The organism is Alkalibacillus silvisoli, from assembly GCF_039521975.1.
GTDB classification, from domain to species: Bacteria; Bacillota; Bacilli; order Bacillales; family Alkalibacillaceae; genus Alkalibacillus; species Alkalibacillus silvisoli.
Window position 1 is genome coordinate 123,582 of sequence record NZ_BAAACZ010000011.1, and the last position, 23,794, is coordinate 147,375.

Consider the following 23,794-nt stretch of genomic DNA (forward strand, 5'->3'; position numbering starts at 1 on the left):
GTGTGAAGCCGATTGAATCAAACTTATTTACTCAAGGTATAGGTAAAGTGAATCAAAATATTCAACAAAATAATCCAGTAACAGCTAGTGAAGTACAAGAGAGTTTTGCAAATGAATTAAAAAATGCGATCAATTCAGTTAATAGTACGCAACAAGAATCAAATGCCCAAACTAACGCTTTAATTAATGGTGAGGCTGATGATTTACATAATGTTATGATTTCAGCTGAAAAAGCAAGTGTAACACTTCAAACTGCAACTGAAATTCAAAACAAAGCAATAGAAGCCTATCAAAAAATTATGAGAATGCAACTTTAATATATAAAGATTTACTTTGAGTCGGAGGACTACAATGAATGAAACAATACAACAATATCGCAATCAAATAACCGAATTTTGGAAGTCTAGGACAAACCCACAGAAGTCTCTAATAGTTGGTGGGGCACTAGGTGTATTAGTTATTTTAATCGCCTTAACGGTATTTGCTACTTCACCTAAAATGGTCCCTTTATATAGTAACTTGACATTAGAAGAAGCAGGTGACCTGCGTGAAGAGTTACAAAGTAGAGGTGTGCCTCACGAGATTGAAGAAGGAGGAACAACAATATTAGTTCCTGAAAATCAATCTGATGAACTGTTAGTAGAATTAGCAGCACAAGGCATTCCAAATAGTGGGAATATCGATTATTCGTTTTTTAGTGAAAATGTATCTTGGGGAATGACTGATGAAGAAAGACAGATCATTGAATTAGATGCACTTCAAACAGAGCTATCTAACCTTATTAGTAATATCTCAGGAATCTCTGATGCGAATGTGTTAATTAATCGAGCCCAAGAATCAGTTTTTGTAGCTGATGATATTGGAGAATCATCAGCATCTATTGTTATTAACACAGATTACGGCCAAACGTTTGATGATAGCCAAGTCCAAGGTTTATACCATTTAGTATCAAGAGCTGTACCTAACTTAGACCCTGAAGATATCGTCATTATGAATCAACATTTTGAGTATTACGACTTAGAAAATAGTGGCGGTGGTGCGAACAATACATATGCACAACATAAGGAAATCAGAAGTGATATCGAACGTGATATCCAAAGAAGAGTACAGCAATTATTAGGGACTATGATGGGCCAAGATAAAGTGGTCGTTTCTGTTACAACAGATATTGATTTTGCTCAAGAGAACAGGTTAGAAGAACTAGTTGAACCTGTTGATATGGATACGATGGAAGGTTTACCTGTTAGCGTTGATCGTGTGACAGAAACTTATACTGGCTATGACGGGTCAGGATTAGTTGAAGGTGAGGCTGATGTTCCTAACCTTCCTGCAGTTATTGAAGATGGAGAAGAGGTAACAGAGTATGAAAATGTTCGTGAAACGATTAACAATGAATTTAATCGTGTAAGAAGCGAAATTGTAGAAAGCCCATATGAAGTAAGAGATTTAGGTATTCAAGTAGCTGTAGATAATACTGTTGAGGAAGATGGTGAAATCGTACAATTATCTGAAGCAGAACAAGTAGCGGTTGAAGAAGACATTCAATCGATCTTAGCCTCTATTATTCAAACATCAGTACCTGGAGAGGCTGAAGCAGTAACGCCTGCAGATAATGTATCGATTGTATTCCAAGAGTTTTCAGGAGCACCTGATTTTGATACACCATCTTCACCAATACCAACATGGCTTTACATTTTAAGTGCATTACTCATATTAATTATCGCAATTTTATTATTTTTATTAATGCGCCGCAACAAAGATGAGGTACAAGTAGAAGAAACAGTTTCAACAGAAATTACTGAAGATGAACCAGATTACACGTTAGAACAAGTTGAATCTGAATCAGATGTAAGAAGAAAACAGTTAGAACAAATGGCTAAAGATAAGCCAGAAGACTTCGCAAAGTTATTGCGTTCTTGGATCGATGAATAAAGGAGGGAGATTTCATGACTGCACAAAGAAAAGAATTAACAGGACGACAGAAGGCAGCTGCTCTCCTTATTTCATTAGGGCCAGATGTATCAGCAGAGGTATATAAACATTTGACAGAGGAAGAAATTGAGGATTTAACTTTAGAAATCTCATCTGTCAAAAAAGTAGACTCACAACAAAAAAATGACATAATGGATGAATTTCATCAAATTGCTATTGCACAAGATTACATCGCACAAGGCGGGATTAGTTATGCTAAGACCGTACTTGAAAAGGCGCTAGGAGACGATCAAGCGGGGAAGATTATTGATCGCTTAACCACATCCCTTCAAGTTCGCCCTTTTGATTTTGCAAGAAAAGCTGATCCGAATCAAATTTATAATTTCATTCAAAATGAGCATCCGCAAACGATTGCATTAGTTTTATCATACTTAGACCCTGAACAAGCATCACAAATATTATCTGAGCTATCAGAAGAATACCAGTCTGATATAGCTAGAAGAATAGCGGTGATGGATTCCACTTCACCAGAAATTGTGAATGAAGTCGAACATTTACTAGAAAAGAAACTATCCACTACTGTCACAGAAGATTACACAGAAACTGGTGGGATTGAATCAATAGTCAATATATTAAACAGTGTAGACAGAACGACAGAGCGAACCATATTAGATGACCTTGAAATACAAGACCCTGAATTAGCAGAAGAAATTAAGAAGCGTATGTTCGTATTCGAAGATATAGTGACTTTAGATAATCGAGCTATACAACGAATTATACGTGATACAGAAAATGAAGACTTAATGTTAGCGATAAAAGTAGCAAGTGATGAAGTAAAAGATATTTTGTATAATAATATGTCTTCACGAATGGCTGAAAATATGAAAGAAGAAATAGAATTCATGGGACCAGTTAGGTTGAAAGATGTTGAAGAGGCACAAACACGAATTGTTGGTACAATACGCCGATTAGAAGAAATGGGTGAAATTGTAATAGCACGTGGTGGAGGTGATGACATCATTGTCTAACCTATATCGATCATCAAAAATAGTAAAACCTAAAAAGATTCAAGTAAAGCCAATTGACAAACCATCAAATGAGAATCAATCAAATGATTTGACGCATGAGGAACTCGATCAATTAGCGAAAGAAAAGGTCGCACAAGCAGAAGAACAACTAAATCAGGCAAAACAGCAAGCAAACCAATTGATAGAAGAAGCTAACCAACGAATCACTGAAGAGAGAGAACATTTTGAAAAAGAGAAAGAACAAGCCTATAACGACGCTTCAAAACAAGGGTATGAAGATGGCTATAAAAATGGTGAAATCAGTGGTAAAGCAAGTTATGAACAATTGGTTGAGCAAGCACAAGATATGGTTACTATAGCTAAACAAGATTATGAAGAAAAAGTTCAATCTTCAGAACAAACGATCATTAGAATTGCCTTAAACGCTGCTGAAAAAATTGTTAGTAAGAAATTAGAAGAAGAACCTCATATATTTATAGATTTAGTGACAGAAACCTTAGAAGAAGTATTTGACCAACCAGAGATTAAAATTTACGTGCATGTGAAACAGTATAATGAACTCATTAATCATAAAGAACAACTACAATCCCATTTAAATCACCAGACTAATTTAGTAATTTATCCCAAAAAAGACTTGTCTGAATATGATTGTATTGTTGAAACTGAACTAGGGCAAATTGACACATCAATTGATACTAGGCTAAATCAATTGAAACAAGTGTTACAGGATGAAATGGGGTAATTTACAAGTGATAATTGACCGTGTGTTAGAGCGAATTAATGACGTAGATGTTGTGAAACGTTATGGACGTGTCAATAGAAGTGTTGGACTTTTAATCGAATCGAAAGGCCCTGAAACGAACATTGGTGAGGTATGTTATATATATACTGACCGGCAAAAAAAGACCTTTGTTAAAGCCGAAGTCGTTGGTTTTCAGGACCAACACGTTTTATTAATGCCTTATGAACAAACAAATATGATTGGCCCAGATAGTCTAGTAGAATCAACTAACCACTCATTAACTGTTAAAGTTGGAAAAGACTTAATCGGTAGAGTATTAGATGGTTTAGGCGAGCCGATTGATGAACAAAAACTATCAACGAATCTACAGAGCTTTGATATTGTAAGGCGCCCTCCCAACCCATTATCTCGCCCGCCAATTGACCAAGCTGTATCGACTGGTATTAAAGCAATAGATAATTGTGTGACAGTTGGTAGAGGGCAACGGATCGGTATATTCGCTGGAAGCGGTGTTGGGAAAAGTACTCTATTAGGTATGTTAGCTAAAAACAGTGATGCAGAAATAAATGTATTTGCCTTATTAGGTGAGCGTGGTCGTGAAGTTAGAGAATTTATTGAACATGAATTAGGAGAAGAAGGGCTGAAAAGGTCGATTATAATCGTCGCAACATCAGATCAACCAGCCCTTCAACGAATTAAAGGTGCTTATACAGCAACTGCAATCAGTGAATATTTTCGCGATGAAGGATACCATGTCAATTTGATGATGGATTCACTTACACGGATTGCCATGGCTCAAAGAGAGCTTGGATTAGCAAGTGGAGAACCACCAACAACTAAAGGATATACGCCAAGTGTATTTGCTTTACTCCCTCAATTATTAGAAAGAACCGGACCAGGAGAGAAAGGGAGCATTACAGCGTTCTATACGGTTTTAGTTGATGGTGATGATTTAGATGAACCGATATCAGATGCAGTGAGAGGTTTGTTAGATGGGCATTTAGTATTAGATCGTCAATTAGCTGAACAAGGTCAATATCCTGCAATTAATGTAATGAAATCGGTCAGTCGTCTGATGCAAAAAATTGTAAGCCAAGAACACTTACAATTAAGCCATAGGTTAAGGTCACTGCTCTCGACTTATGAGGAAAATAAAGAATTGATTCAAATTGGTGCTTATAAGAAAGGCTCATCATCTCAAGTTGATGAAGCAATTTATTATTACCCTAAAATTATGCAGTTTTTAGCGCAATCTATGAATAAATCAATAACAGCTGAAGAGAGTTTTATTCAATTAAAGAAAATCTTTCAAAGTGGTGATCAGTCATGAGCGATATGAAAGCTTTTATAAAACTATATCAAGTAAAAGAGAAAGAATTAGACCAAGTTCAAAAGCAGTATAATCGCGCTGTAGACCATTTTGAAAACGAAGCGACTTCGTTATATGACTTATTGAAAGAAAGAGAAAACTTAGAACAGAATTTAAGTCAACAAGTTACACAAGGTATCAAAGTAGGAAGTATAGCTGATTTTTATAACTACTTTGAATCAGTTAAGTCTAAAGAATTAAATCAACAGAAAAAAGTGCACCAAGCAAGAGTTAATATGTATAAAAAACAAGAACAGTTACAAGAAGAACACGGAGAACTTAAGAAAATTGATAAAATAATTGAAAATAAAAAAGAACAGCAAAAACGATTAAATCAACAGTTAGAAGCTTCCTTTTTAGATGAAATTGCTGTTCAGCAATATTCAAGAGTTAGATAAAGGTGATGAAATGACTAAAGAACAAATTAATAAAGAAGGTACAAGTAAATGGCAATGGTTTTTATATGTAATAATCATTCCAATTGTGTTTGCGATCACTTTAGTTTTAATTGTGACGACAATTGCTGGAGTAAACCCTTTTCAAGCAGCACAAGAATATGGTAATAAAATACCGGTCGTTTCATCATTGATTCCTGACCCTGAAGAGGAACGTTTCGAAGAAGAGCTTTCTGAATATGAAGCGACAGTAAATGACCAACAAGCAACAATTCAAGATTTAGAATCAAGAATAACATCTAGAGACCAAGAGATTGAGGAGCTCACTGATGAGATTAATTCCTTACATGAAGAATTAAATCAACAAGAAGAGTCTCGTTACTCTCAAGAGGAGTCTGTTGAAAGGCTTACGCGTTCTTTTTCAGAGATGAGTCCAGAACGTGCGGCAGATATTATGATCGAAATGGAGCAAGTTATAGCGTTAGATATTTTAGAAGCGTTAAGTGATGACCAGCGTGGTGAAATATTAAGTGAAATGGAATCAGAGATTGCTGCTAACTTTTCAAATTCTTTAATTGAACGAACGAGTAATTAAATTTACAGTCTTATTTTGAAAGGGGGTGAACGTGGTGAACGGGATTATAGCGATGATGCCAATGCTACAAGATCAAGTCACATTAAAGGAAAGCTCATCTAAAAGTACAAGGAATGATCTATTTAGTAACCTACTAAGTAACTTATCAGAAGGATCAGAAGCTGAAGAAGATCTTATAGTTTTAAAAGAGAATCTATTATCTGAAACAGAGGTTAAAGAGCTGTTAAGTAATATAGTAGAGAGCTTAATAGAGGGGCACGATGCACTAGAACAAATGATTAGTGAACTGTCATTTGAAGATGTTGAGCAACTACTTAACAGCTTGGAGCAATTGTTTAATGAAGATTCAAGTTTCTTTGAAGAGTTGGGTGAGGAAAAACTAAATGCTTTGGGCCAGTTTCTCTTTGAGTTGCACAACCAGTTAAGTGAAGAAGATTTGATTGATTTTGAGTCTGGGAATGTTTCAGAACAATTGGCCTACTTAGGAATTCCAATGAATCAAATTGCTAGAACAGATGACAATCAATCGAATGGAAGAAACCCAAGTTTATTAAACCAAACTGAACAGAATTTAGCTAGAGTGATCGCATCACTGTTGAATCAACATCAGCCTACTACACAACAAAACAATCAATCAAATGAACGTTGGCAGAATTTATTAAAACAGATAAAAAGCCAGTTAAATAGTCCAAACTTAAATCAGCCAGCTTATCAACATACTAAAGATGTCACAGCAATTAAACAGGCTTTATCTAAAATATTAAATCAACAGCCAGCTAACATTTCAACAAGTCGTGTAAGTGAAGGTTTAGTAGAGCAAAACCCACAAATGTCTAAACTCGAACAATATACGATTCATTTATCTAGAGCAAATGGTAATCAAACGAGTAATAATTTAAGTAATCAACAACAAATAATTGAACAATTACAGAAGATTATTCAGTCGAGCCAATTTGGTCGAACAAATGGTACAAACAATTTAACGATTCAACTAAAACCAGCAAACTTAGGCCAAATGACGCTGCAGTTTACACAAATTGATGGGCAAATGGCAGTGAAAATATCAGTGATGTCGAATGCAGCTAGAGAAATGCTTGAAAGTAACATGAATCAATTAAGGCACATTTTCCATCCAAACCAAGTTGTAGTTGAGAGACAGGTTGACCAAACCAACACAGATCATACGAAAGAACAACTGAGTGAACACCATGAACAGTCTAGTGAAGAACAAGCTTTTGAAGAAGGGCAACAAGAAGAAAAACAAGACGAACAACCATCTAGTCAATTTAAAGACTATTTATTCGAAGAGGAGGTGTAATTAGTGAGAATTGATGACTCATTAATGTTATCAGATAGAAATCAAGTTCAAGAAGGAAACCAAAATGATGAACTTGGTCGTGATGCATTTTTAAAAATATTAATGACTCAATTAACTAACCAAGACCCTTTAGACCCGATGGATGATAAAGATTTCATTGCTCAAATGGCAACATTTTCACAGTTAGAACAAACAATGAATATGGCGAATGGTTTTGAACAGTTTATGGAGAATCAAAGTTATTCGAACTTCCTCCAATATTCTAATTTAATTGGGCAAGCCGTTAACTATGGCGATTTTAATGAAGATGGTGACTTGGAAGATGAACTTAGCGCAATTGTTGAATCTGTTAGAAAAGATGGAGAAGGAATTATCATTTCATTAGATAACGGGAAGGAAATTAGTGCTGAGGATGTCACACAAATTGGCCAAGTGAATGTCGATGAAGGTGATGGTGAATCAGATGAATAAAATCAACCCGATCTACCATCAGCAACCTTTACCGGTAACAAAACCTAAAGAAAAAGTAGATCCACCTACAAAAGATTCGTTTAAATCAGTTCTTCAACAAGTGACAAACGATAATGTAAAGGTTAGTAAACATGCAATAAAAAGAATGGAAGAACGAAATATCGAGATTTCTGAGGATCAATGGTCAAAGATTGAAGATAAAATGGTAGAAGCAAAACAAAAAGGTATTACAGATTCAGCTGTTATTTTACCAGACGCTGTACTAGTTGCTAGTACTAAAAACCAAACGATTATTACAGCGATGAGTGGTGAAGAAGCATCTGATCAACTTTTAACAAATATTAATGGAACTATTATTTTACGAGATTAATCTAGGCTGGACCTTAACGGAAGCCTATGAACTGCTGAATGACTGATGCAGTAAATTTAAAAATGAGAGGACGAATTTATAATGTTACGTTCAATGTACACAGGAATTTCAGGGATGAATGGATTCCAAAATAAATTAGATGTCGTTTCAAACAACATTGCTAATGTTAATACGTTTGGTTATAAGAAAGGGCGCCAAACATTTTCTGACTTGATGAGTCAAACAACACAAGGCGCGACAGGACCTGTTGGAGATGGACAACTTGGTGGTCGTAATCCAATGCAAGTTGGACTCGGTTCAAACACTGGAAGCATTGATAACATCCATACTCAAGGTAACCGTCAAACGACTGATCGTCCATTAGATTTAGCAATTGAAGGCGATGGCATGTTCGTCGTGGCAGAAAGAACAGTTAGTGCTGATGGTGACGTAGAAAACACTGCCATTGACTTAGATTTAGATGGTGGTGACCAAATTAATTTCACGCGTGCGGGTAATTTCTATTTAGATGAAGAAGGCTACATTGTTAATAGTAATGGACAATATTTAGTTGGAGACGTTGAAGGTGACCCAGGAAGAATTCAAATACCTGAAGGCGCTCAAAGTTTTAGTATAGGTGCAGATGGAACAGTGAACTATGTATCAGAAGACGGTAACGCTGAAGAAGCCGGTCAAGTCATGCTTGCAAACTTCTCAAATCCAGAAGGGCTTGAAAAAGTTGGCGGCAATAACTTTGCATTGACGGGTAATGCTGGTTTAATGGAAGGTTTAGATGATCAAATTGAATTTCTTAATGTGCCAGGCCAAGGCGGTACAGGTAACCTTTATGCAGGCGCGCTTGAAATGTCTAACGTTGACTTAGCAGAAGAATTTACAGAAATGATTACTTCACAAAGAGGTTTCCAAGCCAATACAAGGGTGATCACAACATCAGATGAAATCCTTCAAGAGTTAGTTAACCTAAAACGATAAGGAGGAAAGAGACTGGGGCATAGCTAAAGTTATTTTGTCCCAGTCTCATCCATCATATGATTAATGTGACAAGATTAGACGGAGAAGTGTTTGTGATCAATGCTTTATACATAGAAAAAATACAAGCATTACCAGATACAACGGTTACTCTATCAAATGGGAAGGTATACTTTGTGAAAGAAACTGTTGAGGAAGTTATGAACTTAACAACACATTATTATAAACAAGTTGGTTTAATAGATCTCCAAGCGAAGGTAGTTGATAAAGATGAGTAGACCAATTAAGATCATGCTCACCACATTGATATCTCTAACGATTATAGGCATTGTTGCTATTATATTATTAATCTATGTTGATTTTAATAGTGAAGTAGACGGTGAAAGATCGATTCAAGATATGGCAGAAAACTCTTTCGTCACAGACGAAATAACGACAGATTTAGCCGATGGAAGCTTTGTTAGAATACAGTTTCGTGTTGTAACTGATGAGAGTAACACAAGCGAAGAGCTTCAAGAAGGAGAGTTTTTCATTATCAATGATGCGATTATTCAAGAGTTAACAGTACTAGAAAGAGATGATTTTAGAAATAATCTAGATTCAGTACGTAACAAAGTCAGCTCAGCATTAAATGATCGATTAAATGACGGTGAAGTAACTGATATATTTATAACAGAAAAAACAGTCCAGTAAGAATAAAGCACTCCAAGGTGGAGGTGAATTGATGTGTCAGAAGATGTATTATCGCAAGGAGAAATAGATGCACTATTATCTGCTATTTCAAGTGGAGAAATGGATGCAGACGAATTGAAAGAGCAGAAGCAAGAAGAACGTAAAGTACGTGATTACGACTTTAAGCGAGCCCTTCGTTTTTCAAAAGATCAAATAAGAGGCTTAACTAGAATACATGAAAATTTTGCGAGATTACTAACATCATTCTTTGCAGGACAATTAAGGTCTTTTTCAGAGGTTTCAGTTGCCTCTGTAGACCAAGTTCCATATGAAGAATTTGTTCGTTCAATGCCACAACGAACAGTACTTAACATTTTTTCAGTAGAACCGCTTGAAGGGCGAATTATGTATGAAGTGAATCCGAATATTGCTTATGCCATATTAGATCGTACACTCGGTGGAGAAGGTAAAAGTTCAAACAAGGTTGATAGTTTAACTGAAATTGAAAGCCGTATAATGTCACGGCTATTTGAAAAGGCATTTGAAAGTTTAGAAGAAGCTTGGGGTTCATTAGTTGAGATTGACCTTACGTTAGAAGAATTTGAAGTTAACCCACAATTTATTCAAATGGTATCTCCTAACGAAACGGTAGTCATTGTGTCATTGAACGCACAAATTGGTGAGACGTCAGGTATGATGAATATTTGTATACCACATATGGTATTGGAGCCAATTATATCAAAGCTCTCTGTCCATTACTGGATGCAAAAAGAAAAAACGAAAAGCAGTCCAGAAGATGCCGAGCACTTATCTAAAAGCCTAAATAACGTTGATGTAGAAGCGAAAGTTCTCTTAGGTGAATCAGGTGTTTCAATTGAAGAATTTTTAAAGTTAAACCAAGAAGATGTTATTATGCTTAACCAGTCCATTGAAGAACCTTTAGTCATGCATATTAATAATGAACCGAAATTCTATGTGCAGCCTGGTAAACAAAAGCGCCATATGGCTGTACAAATCTTAGGAGAAACGAGGGGTGAAGAAGAATGAGTAACAATGGTGATATGCTTTCGCAAGAAGAAATTGATGCGTTATTGAATGGTGCAGGAGGCAATGAGACAACTGAAGATGAGCAAAACGTAGAATTAAATGATATCTTAAGCGATATTGAAGTTGATGCGATCGGAGAGATTGGAAATATCTCATTTGGTAGTTCAGCTACAGCTCTATCTTCTTTGTTAAATCAAAAAGTAGAAATTACTACACCCACTGTATCAACGATTGATAGCAGTACGTTGAGTGAAACATTTCCAACACCACATGTAGCTGTCAAAGTTGATTATACAGATGGATTTATAGGGACTAACTTATTTGTGATTAAAAACAAGGATGCGGCTATTATTGCTGACTTAATGTTAGGCGGTGATGGGTTATCACCTTCTTTAGAATTAGGAGAGATTCAATTAAGCGCTGTACAAGAAGCGATGAACCAAATGATGGGATCAGCTGCTACTAGTATGTCCTCGGTATTTGAAAAACGTGTTGATATAACACCACCAGATACAACCATATTAGATGTTGAATCGGGTGAAGGTGTCGATTATATACCAAATGAAGACACATTCGTGAGAGTGTCATTTCAACTTAAAGTCGGCGAATTAATTGATTCTAAGATTATGCAATTGTTACCAGTTAATTTTGCCAAAGAATTTGTTGATGGCTTATTAAATGTAGATGAGCATGAACAAAGCACAAAGGAACCAGAAGCTCAAGAACAACCTTCAGAGGTAGAACAACAAAACAATGCTCAAACAGAAGGACCGACTCAAACAACCAATCCACAACAGTTGGGTGGAAAGTCTTTTCAACAACAGGCAGATGATTATAGTGTTGAAAAAGCTGAGTTTGAAGACTTTGGAAAACCACCAAAGCTAGAAGCTGAAGAGAAAAGAAATCTTAATCTATTAATGGATATACCATTAAATGTGTCTGTAGAATTAGGTCGGTCAAGTAAAAGTATTAGAGAAATATTGGAATTAAGCACAGGTTCAATCGTTGAGCTTGATAAGTTAGCCGGAGAGCCAGTTGATATTTTAGTTAATAATAAACTCATAGCCAAAGGTGAAGTTGTCGTTATTGATGAAAACTTTGGTGTTAGAGTGTCAGACATTTTAAGTCAATCAGAAAGAATCCAAAAATTAAGGTAATGTAGGGGGACTTTGCGATGGGACAGAAAATTTTAATTGTAGATGATGCAGCGTTTATGAGAATGATGATTAAGGATATTTTAGAGAAAAATGGTTATGAGGTTGTTGGTGAAGCAGAAAATGGACAAGAAGCCGTTGAGCAATATAATGAGTTAAAGCCAGATTTAGTAACATTAGATATCACGATGCCTGAAAAAGATGGAATTGAAGCATTAAAAGAAATTATTAGCCATAATGGTGAAGCTAAAGTCGTGATGTGTTCTGCAATGGGGCAACAAGCGATGGTTATTGATGCCATCCAAGCAGGCGCTAAAGATTTCATTGTAAAACCATTTCAAGCAGATCGTGTGTTAGAAGCAATTGGGAAAGCTTTAAGTTAAATATTTAAGGGTAGATCGACATGAAACTTAAAAAAACGTTAGTAACTGTTTTACTATTAATCATATCTTTGTATTATTTTTCAATCGATACCATCGCAGAAGATGATTGTGATGGAAGTGTATCTGATTGTTTACAAATTGATGCTAGTGACTCTGAAGAAGAAGCACCTCATCAAGAGAGTGAACTAGAAACAGAAGAGCAGCCTGCTTTTAATACTGATGATGAGAATGAAGAACAGATTGGTCAATCAAATCGCTCACTGTTTCTAGATTTTTTAAGGATGATTGCAGCATTAGTACTCGTATTAGCTTTAATTTTTGTAGTACTTAAATTCGTCCAAAAGAGAACGAGAATCTATCAGCAAACACAATCGTTAGAAAATGTAGGTGGAGTAGCTTTAGGTAATAATAAGTCGGCACAAATTGTAAGAGTAGGTAACGAATACTTCTTACTCGGTGTTGGTGAAGATGTACAAATGCTATCTAAAATTGAAGATTCTGAAACAATTGAGCAGCTTTCTGAAGCGAATGAAACGAATTCAGAAGGAGCTAGCTTTCAATCATTACTGCAAAATTTTCAAAATAAAAACCGTAATCCTTATCAAGAACAAGAAACAAAAAACCAGTTTAAAACAGAGCTGGAGACGATGAAAAACTCAAGGCAACGAATGATGAAACGCTATCAACATAAGGGTGACTCGAACGATGAATGAATTTGTAAATATTTTTTCAGATAATGACCCCGGAGCAATTTCAACAGCAGTTCAGTTACTCCTTCTATTAACTGTTCTAGCTCTTGCTCCGAGTATATTAATTTTAATGACGTGCTTCACTCGAATTGTGATTGTTTTATCATTTGTTCGTACATCGTTAGCAACTCAACAAATGCCACCTAACCAAGTGTTAATTGGTTTAGCATTATTCTTAACTTTTTTTATAATGGCTCCTACTTTTTATGAAGTAAATGACCAAGCTTTACAGCCATTGTTTAATGAAGAAATCACCTTAGAAGAAGCTTATGATGAGGCGAGTATTCCGTTTAAAGAGTTTATGGCGCAACATACTAGGCAGCAAGATTTGGCGTTATTCTTAGACTATTCTGGAGCTGAAAGGCCAGAGTCAATTGAGGATATACCTTTAACTGCCTTAGTGCCTGCTTTTGCAATTAGTGAATTAAAGACAGCGTTTCAAATGGGTTTTATGATCTTTATCCCGTTTTTAGTTATTGATATGGCTGTTGCCAGTGTATTAATGTCAATGGGGATGATGATGCTCCCACCAGTAATGATTTCATTACCATTTAAAGTATTACTTTTTGTCATAGTAGATGGTTGGTATTTAATCACCCATTCGATTTTAGAAAGTTATATATAGCGATAGGAAGAAGGAATTAGGATGACTCCAGATATGGTTGTGGCATTAGCTGAGCGCGGTGTTTACACAATATTGATTGTTGTTGGTCCACTACTTTTAATTGCATTGTTCGTTGGACTTACAGTAGCAATCTTCCAAGCAACAACACAAATTCAAGAACAAACGTTAGCATTCATTCCTAAAATTGTAGCTGTATTTGTAGGAATTGTAATATTAGGTCCGTGGATGCTGCAACGAATGATTGAATTTACAGTAAGTATCTTTAATAATATTTCACAAGTAGTTGGTTAAAATGCTAGAAATTATCGATTTCACAAGACTACCAGCATTTTTTCTTATTCTAGCAAGGCTCGGGGGATTTTTCTTTTTAGCGCCATTATTTTCATATCATACAATCCCTATGATGCATCGAATAGGACTTGTGGTGGTGTTAGCTTGGATCATGTACTTATCGCTTGATGTACCTGCAATGCTTTTTGACGGTCAATACGTTCTTCTGTTGTTAAAAGAAGTGACAATTGGCATCCTACTCGCATTAGTTGCTTATATAATTTTAGCGGGTGTACAAATCGCTGGTGGTTTTATTGATTTCCAAATGGGATTTGCAATTGCAAACGTTGTTGACCCACAAACTGGAGTCCAAAGCCCGATTATTGGTCAATACTATTATATTTTTGCTTTATTATTATTAGTTGCTACTAATGCACACCACCTTTTAATAGATGGTATTTTTTACAGTTATCAATTTATTGGTTTTCAAGAAATGATTCCAATTCATAGTGAATCATTTGTTCAGTTCATTATTGTTACGATGTCAGGGATGTTTTTACTAGCATTTCAAATAGCAATCCCGATCGTTGGTACTTTGTTTTTAGTTGATGTTGCATTAGGTATGATTGCTAGAACTGTTCCACAAATGAATGTGTTTGTAGTTGGTCTACCTTTAAAAATACTGACAAGCTTTATTGTTATATTTATATCATTTAGCTTTTTTGGTTTATTAGTAAGTGGTTTATTTGAATATATGTTCCAAACGATGCGTCAGCTGTTGGAAGTCTTGGGAGGGGCGTAATATGAAACTATTACGCTTAGATTTACAATATTTTAATCAAGAAAAAACAGAAAAGGCTACATCGAAGAAGAAACAAGATACAAGGAAGAAAGGTCAAGTTGCTAAAAGTCAAGATGTGAATACGTCGATCTTACTTTTTTGTGTGTTTGTTTTTCTATTAGTCTTCGGTTCTTTTATGGGAGAAACCTTAACTGGTATTTATACTCATAGTTTCACAGAATTTATTCATTGGGAAGTAACGCCTTCAAATGTGGAACAGGTCTTTTTTCAATCGACGGTAGAAGGCGTTAAAGTTGTTTTACCTGTTATGATTATTGCTATCATCGGAGCTTTAATTGCTAACTATATGCAAATTGGCTTCCTATTTACAGGTGAACCACTTAAATTTGATTTAAAAAAGATAGATCCTTTAAAAGGCTTGAAACGTATCTTCTCAGCAAGAGCTTTAGTTGAATTTTTAAAGTCATTATTAAAGATTTCATCCGTAGGGTCTGTATGTTTTACAATTATTTGGATGAATAAAGATGATCTAATGATGTTGTCTCAAAAGTCGATCAATGAATCGATCGCGTTCTTTGGACAATTAACGATTATTATTGGCATTGCAGCTGCTATCATGTTAATGATCATAGCTATTATTGATTATTTATACCAGCGTTATGATCATGAAAAAAATATCAAAATGTCTAAACAAGATGTTAAAGATGAGCACAAAAACATTGAAGGTGACCCTCTAATCAAATCACGCATGAAAGAGCGGCAAAGGCAAATGGCTCAGCAACGAATGATGAGTGAAGTGCCTTCTGCAGATGTCGTGATAACAAACCCAACGCACTACTCAATTGCATTAAGGTATGATGAAGACCAGAGAGACGCACCATACGTTGTTGCTAAAGGTGTCGATTATGTTGCGTTAAAAATTAGAGAAGTAGCAAAAGCCAATGATGTTGTTCGTGTAGAGAATCGCACTTTAGCAAGAGGTCTTTATAATTCAGTTGAAATTGGAGAAACAATTCCAGAAGATTTTTTCCAGCAAGTTGCTGAAGTATTAGCTTATGTATACAAACTAGAGAAAAAAGTTAAGTAGTAATGGAGAGAGGATTTTTAGCATGTCAGCAAGAGATTTGTCGGTATTATTAGGTGTAATATTAATCATCATTATGTTAGTCATCCCTTTACCTGGATGGCTGTTAAGCATATTAATTTTAACAAACATCTCTTTAGCATTAATCGTTATTCTTGTCACCATGAATACGCAAGAAGCTTTAGATTTTGCGATCTTCCCTTCATTACTCTTGTTATTAACATTATTTCGTTTAGGGTTAAACGTATCAACGACGCGTTCAATCTTATCAGAAGCTGACGCTGGTAATGTTGTCGATACGTTTGGAGATTTTGTAACTGGTGGTAATCCGTTTGTCGGTTTTGTCGTCTTTTTGATTCTAGTTATTATACAATTTATCGTTATAACAAAAGGTGCAGAACGTGTATCGGAAGTTTCCGCTCGTTTTACTTTGGATGCTATGCCGGGTAAACAAATGAGTATTGATGCTGATTTAAATGCTGGTATGATTACAGAACAACAAGCAAAAGATCGACGCGAAAAAATTGAGAACGAAGCTGATTTCTATGGAGCCATGGATGGTGCTAGTAAATTCGTTAAAGGTGACGCTATTGCAGGTATTGTGATTGTGTTAGTAAACATCATTTTTGGTTTTATTATCGGGATGACTCAGTTTGGGTTAACGGCTGGTGAAACAGTCGATGTCTTCTTACGACTGACAGTAGGTGATGGATTAGTTTCACAAATACCAGCCATATTAATCGCAACAGCTACTGGAATTATCGTTACCCGTGTTGCAGCAGAAGGTAACTTATCACATGATGTAACTGGCCAACTGTTCCGTTATCCAAAACTATTGTACGTAGCAGCTGGTACCATCTTTTTATTAGGGTTTACTCCTATTCACTTTATGTTAACAACTTTAATAGCTGCTATCTTAGGTGTAGGTGGATTTTATTTAGACCGAGCCCAAGAAAAACAACAAGCTCAAGAAGAAGAGTCTTCTTTAGAGGAAACAGAACAACAAGAAGTTCAGACACCTGATAATGTAGTAGATCTATTAAACATGGACCCAATCGAGTTTGAGTTTGGTTATGCTTTGATACCTATTGCAGATGCAAATCAGGGTGGTGACTTACTCGACCGAGTAGTCATGATTAGAAGGCAATTAGCTTTAGAACTTGGTGTTGTTATACCTGTAGTAAGAATTAGAGATAATATACAGCTAAATCCAAATGAATATCAACTGAAAATTAAAGGTAATGAAGTGGCTAAAGGTGAATTGTACTTAAATCACTATTTAGCAATGAGCCCAGGAATGGAAGATGAAACAATTGAAGGGATTGATACGGTAGAACCAGCATTTGGTTTACCTGCTAAATGGATCACCGAAGATATGAAAGATGAAGCAGAGTTATCTGGTTATACAGTAGTCGACCCGCCATCAGTGGTTTCAACCCATATTACAGAAATCATTAAAAAATATGCAAATCAATTATTAGGAAGAGAAGAAACACAACAATTAATTGATCATTTAAAGCAAAGTTATCCAACACTTGTAGAAGAAGTAACACCAGAGCATTTATCTGTTGGAGAAATTCAAAAAGTGTTAGCTAAACTATTAGAAGAGCAAGTTTCGGTTCGAAATCTGCCTATTATTTTTGAAACTTTAGCTGATTACGGGAAGATGACGAATGACACAGATTTACTCGCTGAATATTGTAGACAATCATTATCAGTACAAATTACGAAAATGTATGCATCACCAGATTATAAAATGAAAGTCATTACTTTATCACCGCAAGTGGAGAAACAAATCGCAGAGCATATACAACAGACAGAGCACGGGAACTTTTTATCAATGGACCCAGAAACACAACAAAAAGTTATCGAGTCGATCCATAATCAAGCAAGCCAGGCATTTATGGATGATGCCTCACCTGTTTTATTATGTTCGCCAGCAATTAGAAGGTATGTGAAACAAATGATTGGGCGTTATTTAACGGACGTTGTCGTGTTATCTTATAACGAACTAGAACCTGACCTTGAAGTAGAAAGCGCTGGGGTGGTGAATATCGCATGAAAGTAAAAAAATATACAGCTCCTACGATGCCTGACGCTATGAAACAAGTCAGAAAGGAACTAGGAGAGGCTGCTGTCATATTAAATTCAAAAGAAAAGAATTCTAGAGGGCTTTTAGGCTTATTTAAAAAAAAGAGCATTGAAGTGATTGCGGCGGTAGACCCCCAGCCAATCAAGCAAAGCCCAAAGACTTCTTTACAAAAAGAGAAAGAGTTTAAACGATCAAGCTTTGCTATAAAAGATAGTCAGCCTGATAAATCTGTAAAAACAGATCAAGAGCTCTTAAACGAAATTAGAGAACTAAAAGCCGAGCTTAATCAAACAGAAGGAAAGAAAAATTATCCATCACCACTAGATTCCATCTATTTAAAACTTGAGAAGCAAGGGATTTCTCATAAACTTATTAACGAAATGATGGATGACTTACTTACGGAATACTACTCGAATGGGAAAATAAATGATTCATCACATTATATGAAAATGATCAAAAATATTTTATATGAAAAGTTGCAAGATGCGACTGATTTTAAATTGAGTGAACATATTAAAACGGTGTACTTGTTTGGGCCCACAGGAGTAGGAAAGACGACAACAGTGGCGAAATTAGCGGCAGATCAGGCGATTAATCAAGGGAAAAATGTTGGTTTAATTACATTAGACACTTATCGAATCGCAGCTGTTGAACAACTAAAAACATATGCAAAGATTTTAGGCTTACCCGTTGAAGTTGCTTATAACAAAGATGACTTCGAACGTGCAAGAGAAAAGTTTAGCGATCAAGACTTAATATTAGTTGATACAGCTGGTCGAAACTTTAAAAAAGATGAGTATATCAATCAAATGAAACAGTTTGTTAACTTTACAGAAGAAGATGCTTTATTTTGCGTATTGTCACTAACGACAAAGGAACAAGATTTAAAAGAAATTTATAGTCGTTTTCATGATTTGTCTGTAAATAATGTGATATTAACGAAAATAGATGAAACATCACAATATGGTCCAATTATTAATCTTTGGGACCAATATCAATTTAAAATAGCTTACTTAACCACTGGTCAAGATGTCCCTAATGATATTGAAAGGCCAACTTCTAAGCGCTTAACAGATATGATAGCAGGTGAAACTCGATGAGGGACCAAGCATATAACTTACGGCAAAGGATGAAACTTCAAGAGAAACAGTCTAAAACGATTGCGATCTTTAGTGGGAAAGGTGGAGTTGGGAAATCTAACTTCGCCTTAAATTTCAGCATGGAATTAATTGAAAAAGGTAACAAAGTATTAATTTTTGATTTAGATATTGGTATGGGCAATATTGATATTTTACTAGGATTACAATCTAGAAAAAGCATAATGACAATGTTAGAGAAAAAGTTACAAATTTCTGATATTATTGAAGTAGGTCCTAATAACCTCTCTTATGTTGCAGCTGGAACTGGCTTGTCTGATTTTTTTCATTTAGATGAACAAGGTCATACTTATTTTATGGAACAATTACAAAGCATTATTAATTCATACGATTATATTATTTTTGATTTAGGTGCTGGTATGAATGAAGAACATTTAGCCTTTATTGAGGCGGCAGATGAAAGTATTGTCGTAACAACACCGGAGCCAACATCAATTACAGATGCCTATGCTGCAATTAAACGAGTGATTGTTCATACTCAACGTCAAAAGCTCAAACTATCTTTAATGGTTAATCGTGTCTCTAATCAAGAAGAAGGGCAATTTACGTATAATAAATTGCATGCTGTCGTATCAAAGTTTTTACAACATGAACTGCACTTATTTGGGATGCTTCCTGAAGATTCGAATATTAGAGAGGCTGTAAAAGAACAAAAACCTTTTACCTTATTTAATAAGAAGACAAAGGCAAGTAAAGCAATTAAGAAATTGGTCGAAAATTATCCATCAGTTGAAACAGATTTTAACAAGAGTGAACATAAGTTTGTAGACCGTTTGAAATCCATTTTTACTAGAAAGGTAGATTAACATAATGAGCATAAAAAAAGTAATAATCATCGATGATTCTGCCTTTATGCGCAAAGTTATTTCGGACATCATCAATCAAGACCCGCATTTAGAAGTAGTAGCTACTGCGAGAAATGGTCAAGATGGATTGAAAAAAGTTCAAGAGTATAAACCTGATGTTATTACACTTGATATTGAAATGCCAGTAATGGATGGGCTTAAAGCTTTAAAGGAAATAATGGCTGAACATCCAACTCCAGTTATTATGCTATCAAGCTTAACTTATGAAGGTGCAGAAGCTACAATAGAGGCTTTAGAATTAGGTGCGGTAGATTTTATAAATAAAACATCAGGCTCAATTTCACTTGATATAAACGATATAAGTGAAGAGATTTGCAGGAAAGTAAAAGACGCAACAAGTGCAATGGTCGAAAAACCTAAAAGCCATAATCATACTGTCAGCTCACAAAAGAGAAGCCCCAACTTCGTAAGTGACCAAACGATTATTACAATTGGAGTATCTACTGGTGGCCCAAAAGCATTACAACAGCTTTTGAGTAAATTACCGGGTGATTTCAAAGCACCAATCTTAATCGTACAACATATGCCAGCTGCATTTACTAAGTCTTTAGCCGAACGATTAGATCGTTTATCAGAAATAAATGTAAAAGAAGCAGTTAATGGTGAATTGATTAAACCTGGTACAGCTTATATAGCACCCGGGGATTATCACCTGTCGATCAAGTCAGTCGGTCGTGCTTATGCTACCGTTATTGACCAAACTGAACCTATTCGTGGTCATCGTCCATCAGTCAATAAGTTGTTTGAGTCAGTGGCGGATTTAAATAGAGTTAATAAGGTTGGTGTTATATTAACCGGGATGGGGAATGATGGTACACTTGGCGCACAAATGATGAGAGAGAAAGATAGAAATACATATTTAATCGCTGAGTCTGAACAATCGGCAGTCATTTACGGTATGCCTAAATCTATTATCGAAAATGTCGACCCCGACCTAATAGAGCCAATTGATTCCATCCCTAGTTCATTGATTAAACTTTTTAATCATTGGCTCTGTTAAAGCTTAGTGTTGATTATTTAAAAGGTTGCTCTAAGTTGTTGTATTGTGATGAGCGAAGGTGGCGACTCCTGCGGGAATAGCACGAGTCTCGAGACCCCACAGGCAGTGTTTTCCTGCCGAGGAGGCTCGAGCCGTGCCCGCGGAAAGCGTCCACCGAAAGCGAATCACAATAACAACAACGGACTTTAACAGAGCGAAATCATTAAGGAGGCTAAACATGGATTCGAACCAATATTTAGATGTTTTTATCGACGAAAGTAATGAAAATTTACAAGTAGTAAATGATCAATTACTCAATTTAGAAAAGGATCCAACTAACTTATCGCTTGTAGATGAGATTTTCCGTGCCGCCCATACACTAAAAGGCATGGCAGCTACTATGGGATTTGAAGATTTATCAGACTTAACTCATAAGATGGAAAATCTATTAGATGCCATAAGACATGAGAAGCTTAGTGCTACTTCTAATGTGTTGGATGTCTTGTTAGATTCAGTTGAATATCTAGAGAATATGATTAGTGATATATCTGAAGGTGGCACTGGTAAAAGCGATGTTACTGAGATTGTTGCACAATTAAAAGCAATTGAATCAGGTGAAGATCTATCAAAAGCACAAGAGGCGACACTTGAACAACATACGTCTACAGAAACAATTGAGATTGACCAATTCGAACAAACTGTCTTGCAACAAGCTAAGTCAGATGGCCAAAATGTTTTTCATGTTCAAGTTCACCTGTCTTTGGATTGCATGTTAAAAGTGGCTAGAGTTTATATGGTGTTTGAAGTGTTAGAACAAAGCGGTGAAGTTATTAAATCCGTTCCTACAGTTGACGAACTTGAAAATGAAGAGTTTGAGAATAGTTTCGATGTCTTATTGGTGTCGAATGAATCTGAAGATGAAATAAAAGCGAAAATATTGAAAGTGTCTGAAATTTCAGAAGTTAACATAACTCATTTTGATCATGATGCTTCAAATCAATCAAAGGTTAAAGAAGAGGTCGCTGCAACAGTAGTTGAACAACCTAAGTCTGAAAAACAAGAAGAACAAAATACTCAACAAACTAAATCTTCTGCTGGTAATAAAACAATCCGAGTTAATATCGAACGATTAGATGCTTTAATGAATCTATTTGAAGAGATGGTTATTGATCGTGGTCGCTTAGAACAGATCTCTGAAGAATTGAATCATAGTGATCTTAAGGGAACAGTAGAGAGAATGTCTAGAATTTCCGGAGATTTACAAAACATTATTTTAACGATGCGTATGGTACCAATTGATCAAGTGTTTAACCGTTTCCCAAGAATGGTCCGTCAATTAACTAGAGACTTAGGTAAGAAGATTGATATGCAAATTGAAGGTGCTGAAACAGAACTAGATCGAACTGTTATTGATGAAATTGGAGACCCCTTAGTACACTTAATTCGTAATGCAGTAGACCATGGGATCGAATCACCCGAAATTAGACAACATAACGGAAAACCAGAAGAAGGTAAGTTAGTCTTAAAGGCTTACCACAGTGGTAACCATGTATTCGTTGAAATTAAAGATGACGGTCAAGGAATAAACCAAGAAAAAGTATTAAATAAGGCAATTGAAAATGATGTTGTCACACAAGAGCAGTCTAGCAATTTAACAGAAAAACAAATTAATGAACTCATATTAGCAAGTGGATTCTCAACAGCCCAAGAAGTTTCAGATATTTCTGGACGTGGTGTTGGCTTAGATGTTGTAAAAAATACAATTGAATCACTTGGTGGTTCGATTGAGATTGATTCTGTTTATGGAGAGGGCACTACTTTCTCAATTCAACTACCTTTAACACTATCAATTATTTCAGTTATGTTAGTTGTGATTGAGAAGGAGACTTATGCGATTCCGCTATCGTCAATTATTGAAACAGCAGTCATTAAAAAGTCTGAAATTATGAAAGCACATAACAAGGAAGTGATTGACTTTAGAGGTAATATTGTACCGTTAGTTAATCTTAAGGAAGTATTCGAGGTACCTTCTTTACAAACAGATGATGAAGACTATTATTCAGTAGTAGTGGTCCGTAAAGGAGACCAAATGGCTGGATTAGTCGTAGATTCCTTCATTGGTCAACAGGAGATTGTCTTAAAAGGTTTAGGTGATTATTTATCTAATATATTTGCAATTTCTGGCGCAACTATATTAGGTAATGGTGAAGTAGCATTGATTATTGATAGTAATGCTCTTATAAAATAGGAGGTCTTATTGATGAGTGATGTATTACAAGATGAAAAGGTAATTGTTTTTCAGTTGAAAGATGAAGAGTATGGTGTACCAGTTAACGCTGTCGGTTCAATTGAACGGATGCAAGAAATTACACGTGTACCTAGAGCACCTCACTTTGTTAAAGGGGTTATGAATTTAAGAGGCATCGTAACGCCTGTTATTGATTTAAGAGAAAGGTTCGATATTGAGGATACTCGGTATACAGAGAGTACTAGAATTATCATTATTAGTATTGACTCACAACAAATTGGCATGATTGTTGATGGTGCTAATGATGTTGTTGATGTTCCACATGATCACATCGAGCCATCACCAGAGGTTGTTGGGTCTGTTAATGCAGATTATATTAAAGGTGTCGCTAAAATTGAGCAAAGACTTCTCATCCTTTTGAATCTTGAACTTGTACTATCTGAAGAAGAATTCAAACAGGTTAATGATCTTGATTAA

27 protein-coding genes are annotated in these 23,794 nt (G+C 35.6%); all 27 read left to right on the forward strand.

The features are described 5' to 3' along the window. Window positions 1-2 precede the first annotated feature (2 nt). The 27 genes from fliE to ABDZ63_RS08125 all read left to right on the forward strand — a co-directional run bounded on the left by fliE (window position 3) and on the right by ABDZ63_RS08125 (window position 23,794). Window positions 3-317 (forward strand): flagellar hook-basal body complex protein FliE, encoded by a 315-nt coding sequence (fliE, locus tag ABDZ63_RS07995; RefSeq protein ID WP_343782930.1) that lies wholly within the window; start codon window positions 3-5, stop codon window positions 315-317. Window positions 318-351: 34 nt separating this feature from the next. Continuing rightward, a complete protein-coding gene (gene fliF / locus ABDZ63_RS08000) occupies window positions 352-1,932 on the forward strand; it encodes a flagellar basal-body MS-ring/collar protein FliF (RefSeq protein WP_343782931.1) in 1,581 nt (526 codons plus the stop codon). Window positions 1,933-1,946: 14 nt separating this feature from the next. Next, complete coding sequence (gene fliG / locus ABDZ63_RS08005) at window positions 1,947-2,960, forward strand: flagellar motor switch protein FliG (protein WP_343782932.1); 1,014 nt, start codon at window positions 1,947-1,949, stop codon at window positions 2,958-2,960. Further along, on the forward strand, window positions 2,953-3,702 hold the full coding sequence (gene fliH / locus ABDZ63_RS08010) for a flagellar assembly protein FliH (RefSeq protein WP_343782935.1): 750 nt from the start codon (window positions 2,953-2,955) through the stop codon (window positions 3,700-3,702). The genes fliG and fliH overlap by 8 nt, the downstream gene beginning before the upstream one ends. Further along, window positions 3,689-5,032, forward strand: a complete 1,344-nt coding sequence (fliI, locus tag ABDZ63_RS08015; protein WP_343782937.1) for a flagellar protein export ATPase FliI — start codon at window positions 3,689-3,691, stop codon at window positions 5,030-5,032. Before fliH ends, fliI begins: the two co-directional genes overlap by 14 nt. Continuing rightward, entirely contained in the window at window positions 5,029-5,469 is a 441-nt protein-coding gene (gene fliJ, locus ABDZ63_RS08020) for a flagellar export protein FliJ (protein ID WP_343782940.1), read from the forward strand. Before fliI ends, fliJ begins: the two co-directional genes overlap by 4 nt. Further along, complete coding sequence (locus tag ABDZ63_RS08025; RefSeq protein WP_343782942.1) at window positions 5,432-6,061, forward strand: MotE family protein; 630 nt, start codon at window positions 5,432-5,434, stop codon at window positions 6,059-6,061. Before fliJ ends, ABDZ63_RS08025 begins: the two co-directional genes overlap by 38 nt. A 34-nt stretch (window positions 6,062-6,095) precedes the next feature. After that, window positions 6,096-7,379: a flagellar hook-length control protein FliK gene (locus ABDZ63_RS08030; RefSeq protein ID WP_343782944.1), complete on the forward strand. Its 1,284-nt coding sequence runs from the start codon at window positions 6,096-6,098 to the stop codon at window positions 7,377-7,379. Window positions 7,380-7,382: 3 nt separating this feature from the next. Next, a complete protein-coding gene (flgD, locus tag ABDZ63_RS08035; protein ID WP_343782946.1) occupies window positions 7,383-7,850 on the forward strand; it encodes a flagellar hook assembly protein FlgD in 468 nt (155 codons plus the stop codon). Beyond that, on the forward strand, window positions 7,843-8,220 hold the full coding sequence (locus ABDZ63_RS08040) for a TIGR02530 family flagellar biosynthesis protein (RefSeq protein ID WP_343782947.1): 378 nt from the start codon (window positions 7,843-7,845) through the stop codon (window positions 8,218-8,220). The genes flgD and ABDZ63_RS08040 overlap by 8 nt, the downstream gene beginning before the upstream one ends. 81 nt (window positions 8,221-8,301) lie before the next feature. Beyond that, a complete protein-coding gene (flgG, locus tag ABDZ63_RS08045) occupies window positions 8,302-9,192 on the forward strand; it encodes a flagellar basal body rod protein FlgG (protein ID WP_343782948.1) in 891 nt (296 codons plus the stop codon). A 56-nt stretch (window positions 9,193-9,248) separates the two neighbouring features. Beyond that, window positions 9,249-9,467: a flagellar FlbD family protein gene (locus ABDZ63_RS08050; protein WP_343782949.1), complete on the forward strand. Its 219-nt coding sequence runs from the start codon at window positions 9,249-9,251 to the stop codon at window positions 9,465-9,467. Then, window positions 9,460-9,882 carry a flagellar basal body-associated FliL family protein gene (locus ABDZ63_RS08055; protein ID WP_343782950.1) on the forward strand — a complete coding sequence of 141 codons (423 nt, stop codon included), beginning with the start codon at window positions 9,460-9,462 and terminating at the stop codon, window positions 9,880-9,882. The genes ABDZ63_RS08050 and ABDZ63_RS08055 overlap by 8 nt, the downstream gene beginning before the upstream one ends. A gap of 33 nt (window positions 9,883-9,915) precedes the next feature. Beyond that, complete coding sequence (gene fliM, locus ABDZ63_RS08060; protein ID WP_343782951.1) at window positions 9,916-10,908, forward strand: flagellar motor switch protein FliM; 993 nt, start codon at window positions 9,916-9,918, stop codon at window positions 10,906-10,908. Continuing rightward, complete coding sequence (gene fliY / locus ABDZ63_RS08065) at window positions 10,905-12,065, forward strand: flagellar motor switch phosphatase FliY (RefSeq protein ID WP_343782952.1); 1,161 nt, start codon at window positions 10,905-10,907, stop codon at window positions 12,063-12,065. The genes fliM and fliY overlap by 4 nt, the downstream gene beginning before the upstream one ends. 17 nt (window positions 12,066-12,082) lie before the next feature. Further along, window positions 12,083-12,445: a response regulator gene (locus ABDZ63_RS08070; RefSeq protein WP_343782953.1), complete on the forward strand. Its 363-nt coding sequence runs from the start codon at window positions 12,083-12,085 to the stop codon at window positions 12,443-12,445. A gap of 20 nt (window positions 12,446-12,465) precedes the next feature. Then, window positions 12,466-13,158, forward strand: a complete 693-nt coding sequence (locus ABDZ63_RS08075) for a flagellar biosynthetic protein FliO (RefSeq protein ID WP_343782954.1) — start codon at window positions 12,466-12,468, stop codon at window positions 13,156-13,158. Then, the gene (fliP, locus tag ABDZ63_RS08080; RefSeq protein ID WP_343782955.1) at window positions 13,151-13,819 is read left to right on the forward strand and encodes a flagellar type III secretion system pore protein FliP; all 669 of its coding nucleotides are present in this window, start codon (window positions 13,151-13,153) and stop codon (window positions 13,817-13,819) included. The genes ABDZ63_RS08075 and fliP overlap by 8 nt, the downstream gene beginning before the upstream one ends. A gap of 21 nt (window positions 13,820-13,840) precedes the next feature. Then, the gene (gene fliQ / locus ABDZ63_RS08085; protein WP_343782956.1) at window positions 13,841-14,110 is read left to right on the forward strand and encodes a flagellar biosynthesis protein FliQ; all 270 of its coding nucleotides are present in this window, start codon (window positions 13,841-13,843) and stop codon (window positions 14,108-14,110) included. A 1-nt stretch (window position 14,111) separates the two neighbouring features. Then, on the forward strand, window positions 14,112-14,891 hold the full coding sequence (gene fliR, locus ABDZ63_RS08090; RefSeq protein WP_343782957.1) for a flagellar biosynthetic protein FliR: 780 nt from the start codon (window positions 14,112-14,114) through the stop codon (window positions 14,889-14,891). Window position 14,892: 1 nt separating this feature from the next. Next, a complete protein-coding gene (gene flhB, locus ABDZ63_RS08095; RefSeq protein WP_343782958.1) occupies window positions 14,893-15,978 on the forward strand; it encodes a flagellar biosynthesis protein FlhB in 1,086 nt (361 codons plus the stop codon). Between the two features lie 22 nt (window positions 15,979-16,000). After that, window positions 16,001-18,037, forward strand: a complete 2,037-nt coding sequence (flhA, locus tag ABDZ63_RS08100) for a flagellar biosynthesis protein FlhA (RefSeq protein ID WP_343782959.1) — start codon at window positions 16,001-16,003, stop codon at window positions 18,035-18,037. Next, window positions 18,034-19,167, forward strand: a complete 1,134-nt coding sequence (flhF, locus tag ABDZ63_RS08105; RefSeq protein WP_343782960.1) for a flagellar biosynthesis GTPase FlhF — start codon at window positions 18,034-18,036, stop codon at window positions 19,165-19,167. The genes flhA and flhF overlap by 4 nt, the downstream gene beginning before the upstream one ends. Beyond that, the gene (locus ABDZ63_RS08110) at window positions 19,164-20,030 is read left to right on the forward strand and encodes a MinD/ParA family protein (RefSeq protein ID WP_343782961.1); all 867 of its coding nucleotides are present in this window, start codon (window positions 19,164-19,166) and stop codon (window positions 20,028-20,030) included. Before flhF ends, ABDZ63_RS08110 begins: the two co-directional genes overlap by 4 nt. A 4-nt stretch (window positions 20,031-20,034) precedes the next feature. Continuing rightward, window positions 20,035-21,090: a protein-glutamate methylesterase/protein-glutamine glutaminase gene (locus ABDZ63_RS08115; protein ID WP_343782962.1), complete on the forward strand. Its 1,056-nt coding sequence runs from the start codon at window positions 20,035-20,037 to the stop codon at window positions 21,088-21,090. A 217-nt stretch (window positions 21,091-21,307) separates the two neighbouring features. Next, window positions 21,308-23,317, forward strand: coding sequence for a chemotaxis protein CheW (locus tag ABDZ63_RS08120; RefSeq protein ID WP_343782963.1), 2,010 nt, complete (start codon window positions 21,308-21,310; stop codon window positions 23,315-23,317). A gap of 12 nt (window positions 23,318-23,329) precedes the next feature. Continuing rightward, on the forward strand, window positions 23,330-23,794 hold the full coding sequence (locus tag ABDZ63_RS08125; RefSeq protein ID WP_343782964.1) for a chemotaxis protein CheW: 465 nt from the start codon (window positions 23,330-23,332) through the stop codon (window positions 23,792-23,794).

Coding starts and splice junctions, on each gene's coding strand:
- fliF (WP_343782931.1), top strand. CDS start 352: ATGAATGAAACAATACAACAATATCGCAATCAAATAACCGAATTTTGG.
- fliG (WP_343782932.1), top strand. CDS start 1,947: ATGACTGCACAAAGAAAAGAATTAACAGGACGACAGAAGGCAGCTGCT.
- fliI (WP_343782937.1), top strand. CDS start 3,689: ATGAAATGGGGTAATTTACAAGTGATAATTGACCGTGTGTTAGAGCGA.
- fliJ (WP_343782940.1), top strand. CDS start 5,029: ATGAGCGATATGAAAGCTTTTATAAAACTATATCAAGTAAAAGAGAAA.
- ABDZ63_RS08025 (WP_343782942.1), top strand. CDS start 5,432: ATGAAATTGCTGTTCAGCAATATTCAAGAGTTAGATAAAGGTGATGAA.
- ABDZ63_RS08040 (WP_343782947.1), top strand. CDS start 7,843: ATGAATAAAATCAACCCGATCTACCATCAGCAACCTTTACCGGTAACA.
- flgG (WP_343782948.1), top strand. CDS start 8,302: ATGTTACGTTCAATGTACACAGGAATTTCAGGGATGAATGGATTCCAA.
- ABDZ63_RS08050 (WP_343782949.1), top strand. CDS start 9,249: ATGATTAATGTGACAAGATTAGACGGAGAAGTGTTTGTGATCAATGCT.
- ABDZ63_RS08055 (WP_343782950.1), top strand. CDS start 9,460: ATGAGTAGACCAATTAAGATCATGCTCACCACATTGATATCTCTAACG.
- fliY (WP_343782952.1), top strand. CDS start 10,905: ATGAGTAACAATGGTGATATGCTTTCGCAAGAAGAAATTGATGCGTTA.
- ABDZ63_RS08070 (WP_343782953.1), top strand. CDS start 12,083: ATGGGACAGAAAATTTTAATTGTAGATGATGCAGCGTTTATGAGAATG.
- ABDZ63_RS08075 (WP_343782954.1), top strand. CDS start 12,466: ATGAAACTTAAAAAAACGTTAGTAACTGTTTTACTATTAATCATATCT.
- fliP (WP_343782955.1), top strand. CDS start 13,151: ATGAATGAATTTGTAAATATTTTTTCAGATAATGACCCCGGAGCAATT.
- fliQ (WP_343782956.1), top strand. CDS start 13,841: ATGACTCCAGATATGGTTGTGGCATTAGCTGAGCGCGGTGTTTACACA.
- fliR (WP_343782957.1), top strand. CDS start 14,112: ATGCTAGAAATTATCGATTTCACAAGACTACCAGCATTTTTTCTTATT.
- flhB (WP_343782958.1), top strand. CDS start 14,893: ATGAAACTATTACGCTTAGATTTACAATATTTTAATCAAGAAAAAACA.
- flhA (WP_343782959.1), top strand. CDS start 16,001: ATGTCAGCAAGAGATTTGTCGGTATTATTAGGTGTAATATTAATCATC.
- flhF (WP_343782960.1), top strand. CDS start 18,034: ATGAAAGTAAAAAAATATACAGCTCCTACGATGCCTGACGCTATGAAA.
- ABDZ63_RS08110 (WP_343782961.1), top strand. CDS start 19,164: ATGAGGGACCAAGCATATAACTTACGGCAAAGGATGAAACTTCAAGAG.
- ABDZ63_RS08115 (WP_343782962.1), top strand. CDS start 20,035: ATGAGCATAAAAAAAGTAATAATCATCGATGATTCTGCCTTTATGCGC.
- ABDZ63_RS08120 (WP_343782963.1), top strand. CDS start 21,308: ATGGATTCGAACCAATATTTAGATGTTTTTATCGACGAAAGTAATGAA.
- ABDZ63_RS08125 (WP_343782964.1), top strand. CDS start 23,330: ATGAGTGATGTATTACAAGATGAAAAGGTAATTGTTTTTCAGTTGAAA.